The organism is Dactylosporangium sp. NPDC005572, assembly GCF_040605515.1.
GTDB lineage: Bacteria > Actinomycetota > Actinomycetes > Mycobacteriales > Micromonosporaceae > Dactylosporangium.
On the sequence record NZ_JBEXCY010000005.1, the window covers coordinates 127,725 to 143,851 of the forward strand.

Genomic DNA, 16,127 nt, shown 5'->3' on the forward strand with positions numbered 1-16,127 from the left:
GTCACCTGGCCGACGCAGCCGACGCGTTCTGCCGGTAAACCAACCCGGGGGCAGGCGCGTCGATACGGAACCCACCAGCGAAGGGGATCCCGATGCAGCGCCTGCTCACCCTGCTGGCCGCGACCGCCCTGCTCGCGGCATGCGCGAACAACGATCCGACGAGCGCCACGGCGAACGCGACGCACAGCAGCACCACGCAGAACAGCACAGCGCCGGCGACACCGGCCACGAGCGACAAACCCGCCGAGACACCGGCAGACGACCCGGGACTCACCATTCGGTACAACTGGGGAGTCCCGACCGAAGAGGTCACCGTGGCGGACCGCGTGAGCGTCCCCCCGGTGCCGATCCTGGTCGAGGTCAAGGCCGGCGACCACACCGCCGACGGCTACGAACGCGTCACCTTCGCGTTCCGGGGCGAGAACTACCCGGGGTACCGCTTCCACTACGTCAAGCAGGTCGTGCAGGACGGCAGCGGAGACCCGGTCCACCTCCCCGGCCGGGGCTACTTCCAGATCGTCTTCAACCCCGCCCACGCGCACGACGACGCCGGCCGGGCCACGGTGCCCAGAGGCCTCCAGCGCCCCGGCTTCCGGCAGATCAGCGGCTACCAGCTGGCCGGCGACTACGAGGCCTACGTGACCTACGGGTTCGGCTTCGCGGCGAGCCGCCCACAGGTCCGCATCGGCGAGCGCCGGCGCCCGGACGGCACCTACGTCGTCGCCGTGGACGTCAGACGGGCCTAGCGTCCGCGCCGGCCGGAGGACCGGCCGGTGGACTCGTTCCAGCGGAAGTGGACGAAGAGGCGGCCCCAGTTGTCGGAGTCCTTCTCGATCCGGTGGTACAGCGCCTTGATCTCGCGCTGGTCGAGGAAGCGGATCACCCGCTTCTTCAGCTGGCCCGACCCCTTGCCGGGGATGATCTCGACGAGGCTGGCGCGCTTGGCCACCGCCTCGTCGATGATCCCGCGCAGCGCGCGGTCGATGTCGCCGCTGCGGTTGAAGATGTCGTGGAGGTCGAGCTTGAGCTTCACCCCACCAGCGTAGTCACCGGGTGGCCGGCGGCCTTCCACGCCTGGAAGCCGCCGGTCAGGTCGGTCGCCCGGTGCAGCCCCAGGTCCTGCAGCGCGGCGGCGGCCAGCGACGATGTGTAGCCCTCCGAGCAGAACACGACGACGGGCAGGTCGTAGCGGTCGGCGACGGGCAGCCGGGCGTCGCTGCGCGGGTCGAAGCGCCACTCCAGGACGTTGCGCTCGACGATCAGCGCGCCCGGGATCTCCCCTTCGTGCGCCCGCTGCGCCGCCGGGCGGATGTCCACCAGGAGGGCCCCCTCGGCGAAGGCGAGCCGGGCCTGGTCGGCGTCGAGCCGGGCCAGGCGGGCCCGCGCGTCGGCGAGGATCTCGTCGATGCCGCGGCCGCTCACCAGTCCGCTCCCGCCTTCGTCACGGACTCGACCGTCAGCCGGCCGTCGTGCAGCCGGTACCGCGTCATGGCGGTCAGCGCCGGCCCGTACACGTGGACGGTGACGGCCGGCCGGGTGCCCGCGTTGACGACGCGGTGCACATGGTGCGGGCCGAAGCGCCGCCCCCGACCGGCCGGCATCGGCGTGTTCATCAGCGAGCCGCCCTGCACGGTCTGCTCCACGATCTCGCCGGAGACGACGGTGAAGGCGCCGGCGGAGCCGCCGTGGTCGTGCAGGTCGGTGGCCTGGCCGGGCAGCCAGGTCAGCACCCAGACCTCGTGGTCGTCGGCGGCGGTGAGCCGGCCGTACCAGCGGGAGGCGGGGTCGAAGCGGGGCGCGAACGGCCAGTCGTCGGGCGTCGAGGCGTACGACTGGGCGACCGCCAGGTGGTCCAGGGCGAGCGAGAGCGTCACGGAAAACTCCAGTATTCGCACGTACTAGATAGGAATTAAAGCACAAAAAGAGGCCACGCGAACCAACCGAGGGGGCTCTAGCGAGGACAGCGCGCGCTGGCGTGTCGAACGAGGTCGACAAACAGCCGTTGGGTCAGCAGCGCCACGTAACCGATGGTGCCGACGCGGACCGGAGATCGTCAACCCGCGTCCACCATTCGAGACGAAACACACTGTCAGGCCGTGTCAGGGCGATGTGCGCGGTTTGACAGCGGCGTCCGGCACGCTGTGAGCGTCAAGAACCATCCACAGGGGGAACACGCCATGAGTTTCGCTTTCCAGGCCACCGGCCTGGTCAAGCGGTTCGGCAAGACCACCGCGCTGGCCGGGGTGGACCTGGCCGCCGAGCCCGGCACGGTCCTCGGGGTCCTCGGCCCCAACGGCGCCGGCAAGACCACCGCCGTGCGCATCCTCGCCACGCTGCTACGCCCCGACGCGGGACAGGCCGTCGTCGGCGGCTACGACGTCGTGCGCCAGCCCGCCGAGGTACGCCGCATCAGCGGCCTGACCGGCCAGTTCGCGTCGGTCGACGAGGACCTCACCGGCACCGAGAACCTCGTCCTCATCGGCCAGCTGCTCGACCTGCGGGCCAAGGAGGCGAAGGCGCGGGCCGCGCAGCTGCTCGCCGAGTTCGACCTCACCGAGGCGGCGAACCGGCCGGTCAAGACGTACTCGGGCGGCATGCGCCGCCGGCTCGACCTGGCCGCGAGCCTGGTCGGGCGGCCGGCCGTCGTGTACCTCGACGAGCCCACCACGGGCCTCGACCCGGCCAAGCGCGAGGACGTCTGGAACATGGTCCGCGCGCAGGTCGAGGAGGGCACGACGGTGCTGCTGACCACGCAGTACCTCGAGGAGGCCGACGCGCTGGCCGACAACATCTCCGTGATCAACCACGGGAAGGTCATCGCGCACGGCACGCCGGCCCAGCTCAAGCACATCGTCGGCGGCCAGACGATCAGCGTCCGGCCGACCGACCCGGCCCACCTGGCGACCGTCGAGACGATCCTGGCCGCGGTCTCCGGCAACCAGGTCGAGTCGCGCGGCCGCGGCGTGCTGTCGGTGCCGGTCAGCGACGACCGCGCGATGACGGCGGTGGTCCGCCGGCTCGACGAGGCCGGGATCGGCGTTATCGAGCTGTCGCTGCACCTCCCGAGCCTCGACGAGGTGTTCTTCACCCTGACCCGCGGCGAGACAGCCGGTAAGGAGGAGGTGCCGGTATGACCGGGCAGATGATTGCGGCCGTGCCCGCCCGGCCGTTCGGGCTCGTACGGCACAGCCTGGTGATGGCCCGCCGGAGCCTCATCAAGACCATGCGCACGCCGGAGCAGCTCCTGGACGTCACGCTCCAGCCGATCATCTTCATCGTGCTGTTCGTGTACCTCCTGGGCGGCGCCATCGCCGGCTCGCGGCACGACTACCTGCAGTTCCTGCTGCCGGCACTGCTGGTGCAGAACGTGCTGTTCGCCTCGGCGCCGACCGGCGTCAGCCTCAACACCGACATCAAGACGGGCGTCTTCGACCGGTTCCGCAGCCTGCCGATCGGCCGCTCCGCGCCGCTCATCGGCGGCGTGCTCGGCGACATGATCCGGTTCGTGGTGTCGATCGTGGTGATGCTCGGCTTCGGGTACATCGTGGGCTTCCGGTTCCAGACCGGCGTGCTGTCGGTGCTCGCCGCCTGCCTGCTGGTGATGTTCCTGGCGTTCTGCTTCAGCTGGATGTTCGTGCTGCTCGGCATGGTCGTCCGCGAGCCGGGCGCGGTGCAGGGCCTCGGGTTCGTCATCATGTTCCCGCTGACGTTCGGCACGAATGTGCTGGTGCCGACGAACACCCTGCCCGGCTGGCTCCAGGCCTGGGTGAAGGTCAACCCGGTCGCCGACGCCATGCAGGCGGCCCGGGCGCTCATGGTCGGCACCGGGCCGGTCGCCGGTCCGGTGATCAAGACCCTGCTCTGGTCGGTGGCGATCCTGGCGGTCTTCGCCCCGCTCGCCGTCCGCGCCTACCGCCGCAAGGCGTGAGCACCTAGTTCAACAGGTCGAGCGCGTCCGCCCGCGGCATCGTCAGGCCGCGGGCGTGCGCCGTCGCGAAACCGGCGGCGCCGAGGGCGGCCCGCAGGCGCGCGGTCCCGGCCAGCCAGTCGGGATCGGACAGGTCGGCCCCGCCGGCCAGCTGCTCGGCCACGCCGAGGAGCTCGGCGCCCCGCCCGGGATCGCCGCCGGCCGCGGCCAGCGCCGCGCAGGCGACCGCGATCCGCGCCACGACCGGCATGTCGCGGACCGGCAGGGCCAGGCCCAGCGCCTCGTCCAGCCGGCCCCGGGCGGCACCGGGCTCGCCGCGCGCGATGTCGACGTAGGCCCGCGAGACGTGCACGACCGCGCGGTATTGCGGCGCCACCAGCGGCACCGACTGCTGCAGCCGCCAGGCCTCGGCGTAGCGGCGGTCGGCCTCGTCGACGTCGCCCTCGGCCCGCTCCAGGTGGCCGAGCTCCAGCATCGCGTGCGACACGTCGCGGGGCGCCGCCGCGGGGTCCTCGGTGAACGCGTGCAGCTCGGCCCGGGCGACCTGCGGGCCGGCGGTGCGGGCGCGCAGCGCGGCGATGCGGATCCGCTGGTAGCCCTCGCCGCCCGAGATGCCGAGCTCCCGGTGCAGCCGGACCGACTCCTCCAGGCCCGCGACGGCGGCGGTGAGGTCGCCCTGGCGCGCGTACGCCTCGGCGAGCGACGAGACCGTCATCGACAGCCCCCAGCGCTCGCCGACCTGGCGGAACTCGGCCTCCGCCGCCTCCAGTGCCTCCCGCATGCCGGCGACGTCGCCGTCGTTCTCCCGCATGTGGCCGAGGATCGACAGCAGCATCGCCCGCGACCACGCGTCGATCGGCTCGGCGAGCCGCTCGGCGATCACGGCGGCGCCGGTCTCGCTGTCGTCGTGGAACATCGCCACCACCGGCTCGATGAGGCTCACGAACGGGTGCGCGCCGGCCGGCGGTACCGTCGCCGCCACGCTGAGCAGCTCGTCCAGGTCCTCGTCGGCGAAGACGAAGTCGCCGGCGAACCCGCTGTTGACCAGGTGGACCGCCAGCACCACGACGCGCAGGTCGGCCGGCACGTCGCCGGGGACCCGCCGGATGCGGTCGAGCGACGCCGCCGCCTCGGCGTGGGTCTCCTCGAACGTCCACAGCCAGGCGGCCGCGCCCCCGATCCGGTAGGCGCCGCGCGCGTCGCCGGTCTCGCAGAAGTGCGCGACGGCGGCGTGGACGTTGTCCCGCTCGGGCCGCAGCCGGTCGAGCCACTCCACCTGCGCGCCGGTGCGCAGGTGCGGCTCGGCCTCCTCGAGCAGGGCGAGGAAGTGTGCGGCGTGCGCGGCCCGGGCCCGGGCCACTCCCCCGCGCCGGGCCAGTTCCTCGAGAGCGAACTCGCGAATGGTCTCGAGCATGCGGTACCGCACGCCGCCGCTCACGCTCACGACCTGCAACAGGGAGCGGTCGACGAGGGCGTCGAGGTGCTCGTCGGCGTCCGGCACACCGGCGACGGCCGCGGCCGCCGGCGCGTCGAACCCGCCGGGGAACACGGCGAGCGCCTCGGCGAACCGGCGCTCCGGCTCGCCCAGCAGCTCCCAGCTCCAGGCGACCACCGCGTGCAGCGTGCGGTGCCGGGGCAGCGCGGTGCGGCTGCCGCCGGTGAGCAGCCGGAACCGGTCGTCGAGGCGGGCCGCGACCTGCTCGGCGGTGAACGAGCGCAGCCGGGCCGCGGCCAGTTCGACGGCGAGCGGCAGCCCGTCGAGGCGCCGGCAGATCTCGACCACGGCGTCGACGTTGTCGTCGGTGACCGCGAACCCCGGGCGCACGGCGGCCGCCCGGTCGGCCAGCAGCTGCACCGCCGGGCTGGCGCGGGCCACGTCGGCCGGGACGGCGTCCTCGGGGTGGGCCAGCGGGCCGACCGGGAACAGCTGCTCGCCGAGGATGCCCAGCGGCTCGCGGCTGGTGGCCAGGATGTGCAGCTTCGGGCAGCGGCCCAGCAGTTCCTCGCTGAGCCGGGCGGCCGCGTCCACGACGTGCTCGCAGTTGTCGAGCAGCAGCAGGACGCCGGGGACGGTCAGGGCGTCGGCGAGCTGGTCGACGGTGTCGTGCCGGCGCGGCCGGTGCGGCGACTCACCGGGCACGAGGCCGCCGGCGACGAGCGTCCGCAGTACCGTGGCCGGCACTTCTCCCGCCTCGGTCACCGGCGCCAGCTCGACCAGCCAGGCCCCGCCGGCCGCGGCCGCGACCGTCGTGGCCAGCCGGGTCTTGCCCGCCCCGCCCGGGCCGACGAGGGTGACCAGCCGGCCGTCGAGGATCTGCGCGGAGAGCCGTTCGACGTCGGCGGCGCGGCCGACGAAGCTGGTGAGGGCCGCGCGCAGGTTGCCACCGCGGGCGGGCGCCGGCCGCTGGGCGCGCAGCACGGCCAGGTGGGCCTCGCGCAGCGCCGCGGACGGATCGACGCCCAGCTCGTCGGCGAGGCGCCGGCGGCACTCCTCGAACGCGGCGAGCGCCTCGGCCTGCCGCCCGTCGGCGTGCAGCCGGCTGATCAGCACCGCGACGAGCCGCTCGCGCAGCGGGTGGGCGGCGACGAGCTCCTGCAGCTCCGGCACGTCGCCGCCGGCCTCGGCGAGGTCCTCGGTCGCGGCCAGCCGCAGCTCCTCCCAGCGCGCCGCGAACGGCTCGGCGAACGGCGCGCCGGAGACGTCGGCCAGCGCGGGGCCCCGCCAGAGCGCCAGGGCCTCCCTCAGCAGGCGCGCCGCAGCCGCGTGCTCGCCGGCCCGCAGCGCCCGCCGGCCCTCCGCGGTGAGCCGCTCGAACCTTGCGGCGTCGACCTCGCCGACGTCGAGCCGGTAGCCGCCGGGGACGGAGACCAGCGCGTCCGGGTCGCCGAGCGTCTTGCGCAGCCGCGAGACGAGCGACTGGACGGCGTTGGCGGGGTCGGTCGGGGGACTCGCGGGCCAGAGCGCGTCGGCCAGCTGGTCGACCGGCACCAGGCGCCCCGGCTCGACGGCGAGCCGGACCAGCAGCGTGCGCAGGCGGGCCCCGCCGACCTCGACGGGGCGTCCACCGGCCTCGACGGTGAGTGGTCCGAGCAGCCCGACACGCATGGCGTCAACTCTGCCACCGCACACGCGGATGCCGCGGACCGGACGGTGCCCGGCCCGCGGCCCCTTCCACCAGGGATCAGTAGATGCTCACGCCGTAGACGCTCAGCGGCTCGGTGACCGGCTGGAAGTAGGTCACACCGCCGGAGGTGCAGTTGCCGCTGCCGCCCGAGGTCAGGCCGAGGGCCGTGGTGCCCGCGAAGAGCGAGCCGCCGCTGTCGCCGGGCTCGGCGCACACCGTGGTGCGGATCAGGCCGGTGACCCGGCCCTGCGAGTAGGTCACGGTGGCCCCGGTCTGGGTGACGGAGCCGCTGCGCACGCCCGTGGTCGAGCCGCTGCGACGGACCGACTGGCCGACGGTGGCGTTGCCGGCCGAGGTGATCTCCTGGTAGCTGCCGTTGTAGAGGTACACGTTGCCGGGGTGGGCGACGCCGGCCGCGTAGCGCACGATGCCGTAGTCGTTGCCCGGGAAGCTCGTGCCGGCGCGGGTGCCGAGGACCGAGCCGCTGCTCGTGGTCCACGTCGACCCGATGTTGGTGCAGTGGCCGGCCGTCAGGAAGTAGTACGTGCTGCCGCTGACCACGTTGAAGCCGAGCGAGCAGCGGGAGCCGCCGGAGTAGATGGCCTGGCCGCCCGAGATCGTCGGGCGCAGCTCGCCGGAGAGCCGCTCGACGCGCGCGCCGCCGCCGAGGCCGGCGACGGTGGCTTCGAGGGTCTTGACGTGCTCGGCCGGCACCGTGCTGTCGATCGACACGACGACCTGGTTGCTCACCGGGTCGACGGCCCACGCCGTGCCCGGGACGGCGGCCTTGGCGTCGAGCGTCGCGGTGATGCGGGCCAGCTCGGCGCCGCTGTGCTGGACCTTGCGCGCCTTGGCACCGGTCGCCTCGACGCTCTTGGCGGTCGCGGCGTCGGTGACGTTGACGACGAGGTTGCCCTGGGCGTCGAGGTACGAGCCGGCGGACCTGGTGCCGAGCTGCGCCACGAGCGCCTCGGCCGAGGCCGCCTGGGCTTCCGTCGCCGCGGCGGCGACGGAGGGTGCGAGGATCGAACCGGCGACGAGACCGGCACCCGCGGCGATGACCGCGGCCCGCCGGAGCGAGGACCTTGTGAGTCTCACGTGAGCCTCCCCTATATCGGAGCCGATAAATATCGGCCGCGACCGATGCTGTCATCGGAAGGGGAAGCACACAAGAATCACTGTCAAATTGGTCCATAGCACCCGCGTCATATCACAAGGTGCTGATCCCGACGCCGTCCAGCAGGAACTCGCTCACCGGCCCGTACAGGTGGGGCTGCACGTTGTCGTCGATCGGGACGGTCACCGACACCCGGCCCTCGGCCTCGGCGACGAACAGGGCGGGGTCGTTGCTGTCGGCGAACGCCACCACGTCGAGCCCGGCCGCCGCGGCCGCGCCGGCGAACCCGTGGTCGGCGACGACCAGGTCGGGCAGCGGCTCGCCCTGCCGCTCCAGCTCGGCCAGCATGATCCGCATGCCGTCCGGGGAGTGGGTGTGCCACAGCGCGATGCCCCGCTCCGCGGCGACCGCCACGCCGCCGATGTAGCGGACCGCGAGCTGGTACTCACGGCCGTCGTACCGCCCGGGCGAGGCGAACACCGCGCCCGGCGCCGGCCGCAGCAGCTCGCAGCCGGCGGCCCGCAGCGCGGCCGCGATCGCGAGATGCACCTCGATCATCCCGGCCGGGTGGCCGGTCGCGACCAGCACCCGCTCCCGCCGCTGCGCGGCCAGCCGCAGCCGGTCACGCATCCGCCCCAGCGCCCGCACGGTCTTGTCCGGATCGATCACGTCGGTGCCTGTCGCCCGGCCGGGATCGGGGTCGATGCCGACCCGCTCGGCCATCACGGACAGCACCTGCGGCACGGACCAGGTCTTCAGCGGGATCAGCCCGAAGAGGTAGCCCTCGTGCCCTTCGGCGAAGGCGGTCGCGTTGCCGTGGTTGGAGGAACGGGTGGTCTCGACATCCCCGGCGAGCCGTGCTTCGCGAAGATAACTCACAAGATCCGGCATATGACCAATGGTAGGGACACACCACCCCACCGCCGAGCTATCAGGCTTAAGGTCACAGATATGGCCGACGTGTACCTCGAGGTGGGCAGGAAGAAGGTCTTCGCGGGCAGTCTCGACTGGCCGGGCTGGGGCCGCTTCGGCAAGACCGAGGAGGAGGCCCTGGAGGCGCTCGCGGCCTACGGCGAGCGCTACGGGCCGATCGCGACGGCGGCCGGCTACAAGTTCCCGGCCGCGCCGGGGCTCACCGTGGCGGAGCGGGTGCCCGGCACCGCGACGACCGAGTTCGGCGCCCCGGACGGCCACCCCGCGGCCGACGGCGCCGCGGTGACCAGGGCCGTCGCCGACCGGCACACCAAGCTGCTGGGCGCCGCCTGGGCGGCGTTCGCCGACTGTGCCGCGACGGCGCCGGAGTCGCTGCGCAAGGGCCCGCGCGGCGGCGGCCGTGACCGGGACAAGATGATCGGGCACGTCCTGGAGTCCGAGGCCGCGTACGCCCGCAAGATCGGCGTCAAGCACAAGCCCCCCGCGATCGACGACCCGGACGCGGTCGCGGCGCTGCGCGAGGCGGTCCTGTCGGCGCTTCGCGCGACGAACGACGGCGGCCCGCTGACGGACAACGGCTGGACCGCCCGCTACGCCGCCCGCCGCTTCACCTGGCACGTCCTGGACCATCTCTGGGAGATGCAGGACCGCACCGAGTAACGACCGGCGGGTCGGGATCAGGGGTGCGGCTGGCCGGCCAGGCCGTGCAGCAGGAGGCGGGTCAGGGTCTCCACCGCCTCCTCGTCGGTGAGCCGCGGCTCCGGCGCGGTCAGGTGGGCGTAGGCGAAGAACGCCAGCATCGCGCCCATCGCGCCCGCCACCACCTCCGGGCGGCCCGGCAGCGGGTGGCCGGTCGAGGCCATGTACTCCAGGTGCTCACGCAGCGTCGCGGTGTCCTCGGTCAGGCGGAACCGGGCCGTGCCGCCGAACGGCTCCTCGGCCAGCGACGCCTGGAACAGCGCCACCATCACCGGCAGGTGCTCGCGGAACGTCGTCCAGGCCGCCGCGACGTGTGCCCGCAGCTGCGCCTCCTCGGCCAGGTCGTGCTCGGGGTCGTGGTCCGGCAGCTCGCCCTCGGCGGTCGCCTCCATGTCCGCGAGCAGCGCCCGGAGCAGCTCCTCCTTGCTCGCGAAGTGGTCGTAGAACGAACCGACCGCCCGCCCGGCCTCGGCGGTGATGTCGCTGATCTTCGTGTTGAGGTAGCCGCGCTCGGCGAACAGCGTCCGGGCCGCGTCCTTCAGCGCCGCCTGCGTCTGGGCGGCCTTCTCCTTCCGCGTGGCCATCGCACCATCCTCGCGCAGCCCTTGACGACGGGTCCCCCGGGTCGCCAAACTGAATCTAAGTTCACCGAATCAGTATTCACCCAAGGGGCGGGCAATGCGAGCAGTGGTCATCGGCGGAGGGGTGGCGGGGCCGGTCGCGGCGCTCGCCCTGCGGCGGGTCGGCTGGGACGTCACGGTGTACGAGGCGTACGCCGACCCGGCCGGCGACGTCGGGTCGTTCGTGAGCCTCGGCGCCAACGGGTTGCGGGCGCTCGCCGCGGTCGGCGCCCGCGACGCCGTCGCCGCCCGGGGCACGGCGATCCCGCTGCTGCGGCTGTGGAGCGGCCGGGGGCGGCTGCTCGGCGAGGCGGCCCGCGAGCGGGTCACGCTCATGCGCGGCCACCTGGTCGAGACCCTGCGCGACCTCGCCGTCGCGGCCGGGGCCGAGGTCGTCACCGGCCGCCGGCTGGTCGACGTGCGCGACGATCGGGCGGTCCTCGACGACGGCACCCGCGACAGCGCCGACCTCGTCGTCGGGGCGGACGGCATCCGCTCCAGGCTGCGCACGATCGTCGATCCCCAGGCAGCGACGCCGGTCTACGCCGGGCTGTGGTCCGTGGGCGGGCGGTCCACCCACCCGGTCGAGCCCGGCGCGTTCAACCTCACGTTCGGCGCGAAGGCGACGTTCGTCCACGCGGCGGCGGCGCACGGCACGCTCTGGACCGCGCAGTTCCCGGCGCCGGCCGCTCCGGCGCGCCCGCCAACAGCGGAGGAGCTGATCGCGGCGTTCGCCGGCGACCGGAGCCCGGCCGCGCGGGTCATCGAGCGCACCGACCAGTGGCATCCGTTCACCGTCTTCCGGCAGCTGCCGGCGACGCCGGCCGTCCATCGCGGCGCCCTGGTCCTGATCGGTGACGCGGCGCACCCGATCGGCGCCGGCCAGGGCGCGTCGCTGGCCATCGAGGATGCCGTGGTACTGGCGAAATGTCTCCGGGACGGGCAGACCCTGGAGGCGTTCGCGGCGCTGCGGGCGCCCCGCACGGCGCGGATGCTCAGGACGGCCGGCGCCAACGTCGACGCGAAGGTCGCCGGGCCGCTCGCCGCACGGGTCCGCGACGTGATGATGCCGTTGCTCTTCCGCCGGTTCGCGGCGAAAGGCAGCGCGTGGATGTACGACTACGACGTCGAGTGGGCGACGCCGGCTCAGCCGTGAAAGTCGGCCAGCCGGTCCGCCTCCGCGGTCACCTGCCTGCGCACGCGGGCGGGCAGGGTCGCGAAGGGCTCCCAGGTCAGGCCCTGGCCGGCGGTGTACCTCCACGTGCCCGCGACCTGCCCGTCGACGAGGAACGTGCCGATCGACTGCGGCATCCGCACGTGGAACACCTTCGAGCGGTGCTCCTCCGGCAGGATCCGGGTGCGCCGGGCGTGGGCGAGCAGGGCGGCGTCCCAGGTCGGCAGGAAGCGCACCGGCGCCGGCGTCTCCGGGTCGGGCAGCGGCGCGCCCGGGAGGTCGACCAGCTCGCGGCCGGCCTCGTCGCGGTACACCTGAAGATCGAGGCCCTTGAGGATCTCGGCGACGGTGGCGACGGGCAGGCCCGCCCAGTCGGCGATCTCGGTGCGGTGGGCCGGGCCGAACGCGCCGAGGTACCGCCGGACGAGCAGCTCCTGCCCCTCCCGCTCGGTCGCGTCGGGCGCGCCGACCCAGTCCTCGGCGGCGCCGAACAGGTCGGCGCGGCGCCGGGCCCAGGTGCCCGACGGCGGGACGCGCACCAGGTCGAGGTACATGCCGAGGCCGTTGCGGATCGGTGCGCCGAAGCGCTTGTCCAGCTCCGTGCGGCGGACCGGGCCCTCGCGGAGCAGCTCCCGCAGCTCGGCCACGGCGGCCTCCATCGCCGCCGGGTCGTACTGGCTGCGCGTGGCCCGCACGTACCACTCGAGGCGGGTCTTGTGGACGCCCGAGGCGAACGGCCAGAAGTCGGCCCGCGACACGAGGTGGATGGTGCCGCGCAGCAGGGTCGCCTGGACCACCTCGCGGCGCTCGAGCAGGCGGGTGACCTCGTCGCGGTCCAGGTCCGCGACGCGCGACCAGAGCCCGATGTACATCGATGGCGCGTACTGCGCCTGCAGCCCACCCATCCGTTCGAGCGCCTCGGGAACGGGCAGCGCCGCCCGCTCCAGCAGCATCTGGCGGGCCAGCAGCGCCCGGTTCAGCGCGCGCCAGGTGAGGGTCTGCTCCATGGGAGCACCGTAGTTCAGGCCGCTTCCCGCAGTGCGGTGCGCACCAGCTCGACGGTGCGGTCGTAGCTCATCCCGTGCTCACGCAGCAGCCGCGCGCCGAGCCCGCGCTCCTCCTTGAGCACGCCGAGGAGCAGGTGCTCGGTGCCGATGGAGCCGTGCTTCATCGACAGCGCGACCCGCAGCGACAGCTCCAGGGCCTTCTTCGCGCCGTGGTTGAAGCGGTTGGGCACCTTGCTGCGGCGGAGCAGGAAGCCGCCGCGCTCGGCCGGCTGGGCCCGGTCGAGAGCGCCCGGGCCGAACGTCCGCTCGACGCTGGAGCGCACCGCGTCGAGATCGATGCCGATCGAGCGCAGCACGGTGGCGTCGTCGCCAGCCGCGAGCGCGTCCCGCCATTCGCCGTACTCGATCCCGCACGCACGCAGGACCGTGTGCCCCACACCGCCCTCGGTGACGAGCATGGCCAGCACCAGGTGCTCGGTGCCGATGGCCCGGTGGCCGAGGGACTCGGCCTCGCTCCACGCGGTCCGCACGGTGGTGCGGGCGCTCTCGGTGAACCGCTCGAACATCACTCCTCCTCGTGCTTTCCGGCAACGCCCACCCGGCAGTCGCCCTCAGTCGCGCTCAGTCGCGCTCTGTCGCGCCGGCGCTCCGACCGGCGTGCTTCTTGTGGACCGCCTGCTTCGTCACGTCGAGCGCGTCGGCGATCTCCTGCCAGGACCAGCCCTGCTGACGGGCGTTGTCGACCTGGAGCACCTCGAGCGCGTCCGCCAGCCGGCGCAGCGCGACAGCGGCCCGCAGGCCCACGCGCGGATCGGGACTGGCCGCCGCTGCGGCGAGGTCGTTCGCCTCCGTCATGCGTCAACCATAGTTGACGCGGCGAACGGACGTCAACCCAAGTTGACGCCCCGGGCCGACAACCCTCTGCTAGGTTCCGAGCGTGCAGCAGGACGTGAAGCTCTACGCGCGTGGCATCACCAAGCGGTACGGACGGCGGACCGTGCTCGACAACGTCCACCTCGCGGTCGGCGCCGGCCAGATCGCGGCGATCGTCGGTGCCAACGGCTGCGGCAAGAGCACCCTGCTGCGCATCTGCGCCGGGCTGGCCGGCCCCGACCGCGGCACCGTCCAGGTCCACGGCACGCTCGGCTACTGCCCGCAGGACGGCGGGACGGTCGACTTCCTGATGCCCGAGGAGCACTTCCTGCTCGTCGGCGCCGGCCGCGGCCTGTCCCGCGGCGCGTCGCGGGACGCCGGCCGGGCCGGGGCCCGCGCGCTGGACTGGGAGCCCGACCCGGGCGTGCAGGCGCGCCGGCTGTCCGGGGGCACCCGCCAGAAGCTCAACCTCGTAATGGCCGGCATCGGCGAGCCGGACGTGCTGCTGCTCGACGAGCCCTACCAGGGCTTCGACCGGGGCACCTACCTGGACTTCTGGCAGCAGCTCTACCGCTGGCGCGACCGGGGGAAGGCCATCGTGGTCGTCACGCACCTGCTGACCCAGCTCGACGGCGTCGACATCGTGCTCGACCTGACCCCGGCGGGAGTGCGCCCGTGAGGAAGACGCTCACCGTGGCCGAGATGGCCCTGCGCGAGATCGCCCGCCGGCGCAGCGTCCTGGCGATCATCCTGCTGCTGCCGCTCGCGTTCTACCTGACCCGCCGCGAGGAGCACCTCGGCCAGTCGATCCGCTTCGTGTTCCTCGGGCTGAGCTGGGCGCTGAGCACCGCGGCGCTGTTCGCGGCGAACGCGGCCCGGGGCATGGAGCCGCGGCTGCGGCTCGGCGGCTTCCAGACCTGGCAGCTGGTGCTCGGCCGGCTCGGCGCGCTGTGGGCGCTCGGCGGGGCCCTCAGCGTCCCGTACTTCCTGCTCATCCGGTTCGACCAGCACAACGTGCGGTACGGATCGATCGCCCTGACGATGGTCCTGCTGACGCTGGTCGCGCCGCTCTTCGGCGTGCTGCTCGCCGCGGTGCTCCCGCGTGAGCTGGAGGGCACGCTGGTGCTGCTGGTCGTCGTGGGCCTGCAGATGATGATGGACCCGTCCGGCGACGCGTCGCGGCTGCTGCCGTTCTGGTTCAGCCGGGAGATCGGCACCTACGCGGTCGACCAGACCGGCGCCGACTACCTGGCGCGCGGGCTGGTGCACGCCGCGGTGATGCTCACCGTCCTGCTGGCCGCGGTCGGGATCGCCTCGGCGGTCCGGCTGCGCCGGCGCGGGCACCTGCGGCTGGCCGGCTGATGCTCGAGCTGCCGATCGTCGACGTCTCCGGGCTCGTCCGCGACGGGGAGGACGCCGTCGCCGCCGCCCGGATCGAGGCCGCGTGCCGCGCCAGCGGGTTCTTCTACGTCACCGGCCACGGCGTCCCCGACGAGCTGGTCGAGCGGCTCGACCGGCACGCCCGCGAGTTCTTCGCGCTGCCGGAGGCCGGCAAGCTGGAGATCGCGATGGCCCGGGGCGGGCGGGCCTGGCGCGGGTTCTTCCCGGTCGGCGCCGAGCTCACCTCCGGCGCGCCGGACGAGAAGGAGGGCCTCTACTTCGGCACCGAGCTCGGCCCGGACGACCCGCGGGTGCGCGCCGGGCTGCCACTGCACGGCGCGAACCTCTTCCCGCGCCAGGTCCCCGAGCTGCGCCCGGCCGTGCTGTCGTACCTCGACGCGCTCACCGCCACCGCGCAGGCGGTGCTGCGCGGTGTGGCGCAGAGCCTGGGGCTGGCCCCGGACTACTTCGCCGCCGGCTACACGGCGGACCCGACCGTGCTGTTCCGGATCTTCCACTACCCGCCGGCCGAGCCGGGCACCGACGCGTGGGGCGTCGGCGAGCACACCGACTACGGCCTGCTGACCCTGCTGCTGCAGGACGGCAACGGCGGGCTCCAGGTGCGCACGCCGTCCGGGTGGATCGATGCGCCGCCGGTGCCCGGCACGTTCGTGTGCAACATCGGCGACATGCTCGACCGGATGACCGGCGGCTGGTACCGCTCGACCCCGCACCGGGTGCGCAACCGCAGCGGCAACGAGCGCCTGTCGTTCCCGTTCTTCTTCGACCCGGACTTCGCCGCCGAGGTGCCGCCGCTGCCCGGCCGGGCCGCCACCGGCGCCGGCGGCGAGCGCCGGTGGGACGGACAGGACCTTCGCGCATTTACCGGTACCTATGGTGATTATCTGGTCGCCAAGGTGGGCAAGGTCTTTCCAGGCCTCAGCGCGGACGTCGGGACGGCCTGAGCCGATCGGACCAGGGACCCACGGATGGGTTCGCGGAGCGGTTCACGCAGGTCGGGCTCGTGGCACGATGACGGGAGCAAACCAGTCCGCGGTGTACCTACCGTTTGAGTCACCACACCGCGACCGGAGGCGACGATGTCCACCCCGACCACCACCCCGACCACCCGCAAGCTCACCAGCCTCGACAGCGAGCAGGGCATGCTCGTGCTCCTGGCGGTGATCGTCCTGCTCAGCGTGATCGGCGTGATCATCGTCGGCGGGTGACGGTTCGTGGCCGGCCACGTCGACCTGATCAGCAACGGCTAG

At 73.5% G+C, this 16,127-nt stretch carries 19 protein-coding genes; 9 read left to right on the forward strand and 10 right to left on the reverse strand.

Annotated features, from left to right (window positions below):
• The first annotated feature begins 92 nt into the window (after positions 1–92).
• Positions 93–746 (forward strand): hypothetical protein, encoded by a 654-nt coding sequence (locus ABZS66_RS04475; RefSeq protein WP_354755061.1) that lies wholly within the window; start codon positions 93–95, stop codon positions 744–746.
• Here the strand turns inward: ABZS66_RS04475 and ABZS66_RS04480 are convergent.
• From ABZS66_RS04480 to ABZS66_RS04490, 3 genes are read right to left on the reverse strand one after another with little or no spacing between them, the layout of a single operon-like run.
• Entirely contained in the window at positions 743–1,033 is a 291-nt protein-coding gene (locus tag ABZS66_RS04480) for a Smr/MutS family protein (protein ID WP_354755063.1), read from the reverse strand. The genes ABZS66_RS04475 and ABZS66_RS04480 overlap by 4 nt on opposite strands.
• The gene (locus ABZS66_RS04485; RefSeq protein ID WP_354755157.1) at positions 1,030–1,425 is read right to left on the reverse strand and encodes a rhodanese-like domain-containing protein; all 396 of its coding nucleotides are present in this window, start codon (positions 1,423–1,425) and stop codon (positions 1,030–1,032) included. The genes ABZS66_RS04480 and ABZS66_RS04485 overlap by 4 nt, the downstream gene beginning before the upstream one ends.
• Positions 1,419–1,874, reverse strand: a complete 456-nt coding sequence (locus ABZS66_RS04490; RefSeq protein WP_354755065.1) for a cysteine dioxygenase family protein — start codon at positions 1,872–1,874, stop codon at positions 1,419–1,421. The genes ABZS66_RS04485 and ABZS66_RS04490 overlap by 7 nt, the downstream gene beginning before the upstream one ends.
• Before the next feature lie 303 nt (positions 1,875–2,177).
• Between ABZS66_RS04490 and ABZS66_RS04495 the strand changes: the two genes are divergently transcribed.
• Positions 2,178–3,134 carry an ATP-binding cassette domain-containing protein gene (locus ABZS66_RS04495; protein WP_354755067.1) on the forward strand — a complete coding sequence of 319 codons (957 nt, stop codon included), beginning with the start codon at positions 2,178–2,180 and terminating at the stop codon, positions 3,132–3,134.
• A complete protein-coding gene (locus ABZS66_RS04500; RefSeq protein ID WP_354755069.1) occupies positions 3,131–3,928 on the forward strand; it encodes an ABC transporter permease in 798 nt (265 codons plus the stop codon). Before ABZS66_RS04495 ends, ABZS66_RS04500 begins: the two co-directional genes overlap by 4 nt.
• Positions 3,929–3,932: 4 nt before the next feature.
• Here ABZS66_RS04500 and ABZS66_RS04505 read toward each other — a convergent pair whose 3' ends face one another.
• The 3 genes from ABZS66_RS04505 to ABZS66_RS04515 all read right to left on the reverse strand — a co-directional run bounded on the left by ABZS66_RS04505 (position 3,933) and on the right by ABZS66_RS04515 (position 9,061).
• Positions 3,933–7,034, reverse strand: coding sequence for a BTAD domain-containing putative transcriptional regulator (locus tag ABZS66_RS04505; RefSeq protein WP_354755071.1), 3,102 nt, complete (start codon positions 7,032–7,034; stop codon positions 3,933–3,935).
• 76 nt (positions 7,035–7,110) lie between these two features.
• Complete coding sequence (locus tag ABZS66_RS04510) at positions 7,111–8,151, reverse strand: S1 family peptidase (RefSeq protein WP_354755073.1); 1,041 nt, start codon at positions 8,149–8,151, stop codon at positions 7,111–7,113.
• Positions 8,152–8,263: 112 nt separating this feature from the next.
• The gene (locus ABZS66_RS04515) at positions 8,264–9,061 is read right to left on the reverse strand and encodes a phosphatase (RefSeq protein WP_354755075.1); all 798 of its coding nucleotides are present in this window, start codon (positions 9,059–9,061) and stop codon (positions 8,264–8,266) included.
• Positions 9,062–9,121: 60 nt separating this feature from the next.
• Here ABZS66_RS04515 and ABZS66_RS04520 point away from each other — a divergent pair, with 60 nt between their 5' ends.
• A complete protein-coding gene (locus ABZS66_RS04520; RefSeq protein WP_354755077.1) occupies positions 9,122–9,763 on the forward strand; it encodes a hypothetical protein in 642 nt (213 codons plus the stop codon).
• Between the two features lie 17 nt (positions 9,764–9,780).
• Here ABZS66_RS04520 and ABZS66_RS04525 read toward each other — a convergent pair whose 3' ends face one another.
• Positions 9,781–10,386 carry a TetR/AcrR family transcriptional regulator gene (locus tag ABZS66_RS04525; RefSeq protein WP_354755078.1) on the reverse strand — a complete coding sequence of 202 codons (606 nt, stop codon included), beginning with the start codon at positions 10,384–10,386 and terminating at the stop codon, positions 9,781–9,783.
• A 94-nt stretch (positions 10,387–10,480) separates the two neighbouring features.
• On the opposite strand from ABZS66_RS04525, the gene ABZS66_RS04530 reads away from it, so the two are divergent.
• Positions 10,481–11,578, forward strand: coding sequence for an NAD(P)/FAD-dependent oxidoreductase (locus ABZS66_RS04530; RefSeq protein ID WP_354755080.1), 1,098 nt, complete (start codon positions 10,481–10,483; stop codon positions 11,576–11,578).
• Here the strand turns inward: ABZS66_RS04530 and ABZS66_RS04535 are convergent.
• From ABZS66_RS04535 to ABZS66_RS04545, 3 genes are read right to left on the reverse strand one after another with little or no spacing between them, the layout of a single operon-like run.
• Positions 11,569–12,603: a winged helix DNA-binding domain-containing protein gene (locus ABZS66_RS04535; protein WP_354755082.1), complete on the reverse strand. Its 1,035-nt coding sequence runs from the start codon at positions 12,601–12,603 to the stop codon at positions 11,569–11,571. The genes ABZS66_RS04530 and ABZS66_RS04535 overlap by 10 nt on opposite strands.
• Positions 12,604–12,617: 14 nt before the next feature.
• Positions 12,618–13,169 carry a Clp protease N-terminal domain-containing protein gene (locus ABZS66_RS04540; protein WP_354755084.1) on the reverse strand — a complete coding sequence of 184 codons (552 nt, stop codon included), beginning with the start codon at positions 13,167–13,169 and terminating at the stop codon, positions 12,618–12,620.
• A 55-nt stretch (positions 13,170–13,224) separates the two neighbouring features.
• Complete coding sequence (locus tag ABZS66_RS04545; RefSeq protein ID WP_354755086.1) at positions 13,225–13,458, reverse strand: helix-turn-helix domain-containing protein; 234 nt, start codon at positions 13,456–13,458, stop codon at positions 13,225–13,227.
• A gap of 82 nt (positions 13,459–13,540) precedes the next feature.
• On the opposite strand from ABZS66_RS04545, the gene ABZS66_RS04550 reads away from it, so the two are divergent.
• The 4 genes from ABZS66_RS04550 (at position 13,541) to ABZS66_RS04565 (ending at position 16,085) form a co-directional block, all read left to right on the forward strand.
• Positions 13,541–14,155: an ATP-binding cassette domain-containing protein gene (locus tag ABZS66_RS04550; RefSeq protein ID WP_354755088.1), complete on the forward strand. Its 615-nt coding sequence runs from the start codon at positions 13,541–13,543 to the stop codon at positions 14,153–14,155.
• On the forward strand, positions 14,152–14,838 hold the full coding sequence (locus tag ABZS66_RS04555) for a hypothetical protein (RefSeq protein ID WP_354755090.1): 687 nt from the start codon (positions 14,152–14,154) through the stop codon (positions 14,836–14,838). Before ABZS66_RS04550 ends, ABZS66_RS04555 begins: the two co-directional genes overlap by 4 nt.
• Complete coding sequence (locus tag ABZS66_RS04560) at positions 14,838–15,821, forward strand: 2-oxoglutarate and iron-dependent oxygenase domain-containing protein (protein ID WP_354755092.1); 984 nt, start codon at positions 14,838–14,840, stop codon at positions 15,819–15,821. Before ABZS66_RS04555 ends, ABZS66_RS04560 begins: the two co-directional genes overlap by 1 nt.
• A 135-nt stretch (positions 15,822–15,956) precedes the next feature.
• A complete protein-coding gene (locus ABZS66_RS04565; RefSeq protein ID WP_354755094.1) occupies positions 15,957–16,085 on the forward strand; it encodes a hypothetical protein in 129 nt (42 codons plus the stop codon).
• The last annotated feature ends 42 nt before the right edge of the window (positions 16,086–16,127 follow it).

Excerpts from the sequence above, each read along its gene's own strand:
- ABZS66_RS04475 (WP_354755061.1), top strand. The coding sequence starts at position 93 with ATGCAGCGCCTGCTCACCCTGCTGGCCGCGACCGCCCTGCTCGCGGCA.
- ABZS66_RS04495 (WP_354755067.1), top strand. The coding sequence starts at position 2,178 with ATGAGTTTCGCTTTCCAGGCCACCGGCCTGGTCAAGCGGTTCGGCAAG.
- ABZS66_RS04500 (WP_354755069.1), top strand. The coding sequence starts at position 3,131 with ATGACCGGGCAGATGATTGCGGCCGTGCCCGCCCGGCCGTTCGGGCTC.
- ABZS66_RS04505 (WP_354755071.1), bottom strand. The coding sequence starts at position 7,034 with ATGCGTGTCGGGCTGCTCGGACCACTCACCGTCGAGGCCGGTGGACGC.
- ABZS66_RS04515 (WP_354755075.1), bottom strand. The coding sequence starts at position 9,061 with ATGCCGGATCTTGTGAGTTATCTTCGCGAAGCACGGCTCGCCGGGGAT.
- ABZS66_RS04520 (WP_354755077.1), top strand. The coding sequence starts at position 9,122 with ATGGCCGACGTGTACCTCGAGGTGGGCAGGAAGAAGGTCTTCGCGGGC.
- ABZS66_RS04525 (WP_354755078.1), bottom strand. The coding sequence starts at position 10,386 with ATGGCCACGCGGAAGGAGAAGGCCGCCCAGACGCAGGCGGCGCTGAAG.
- ABZS66_RS04530 (WP_354755080.1), top strand. The coding sequence starts at position 10,481 with ATGCGAGCAGTGGTCATCGGCGGAGGGGTGGCGGGGCCGGTCGCGGCG.
- ABZS66_RS04535 (WP_354755082.1), bottom strand. The coding sequence starts at position 12,603 with ATGGAGCAGACCCTCACCTGGCGCGCGCTGAACCGGGCGCTGCTGGCC.
- ABZS66_RS04540 (WP_354755084.1), bottom strand. The coding sequence starts at position 13,169 with ATGTTCGAGCGGTTCACCGAGAGCGCCCGCACCACCGTGCGGACCGCG.
- ABZS66_RS04545 (WP_354755086.1), bottom strand. The coding sequence starts at position 13,458 with ATGACGGAGGCGAACGACCTCGCCGCAGCGGCGGCCAGTCCCGATCCG.
- ABZS66_RS04560 (WP_354755092.1), top strand. The coding sequence starts at position 14,838 with ATGCTCGAGCTGCCGATCGTCGACGTCTCCGGGCTCGTCCGCGACGGG.
- ABZS66_RS04565 (WP_354755094.1), top strand. The coding sequence starts at position 15,957 with ATGTCCACCCCGACCACCACCCCGACCACCCGCAAGCTCACCAGCCTC.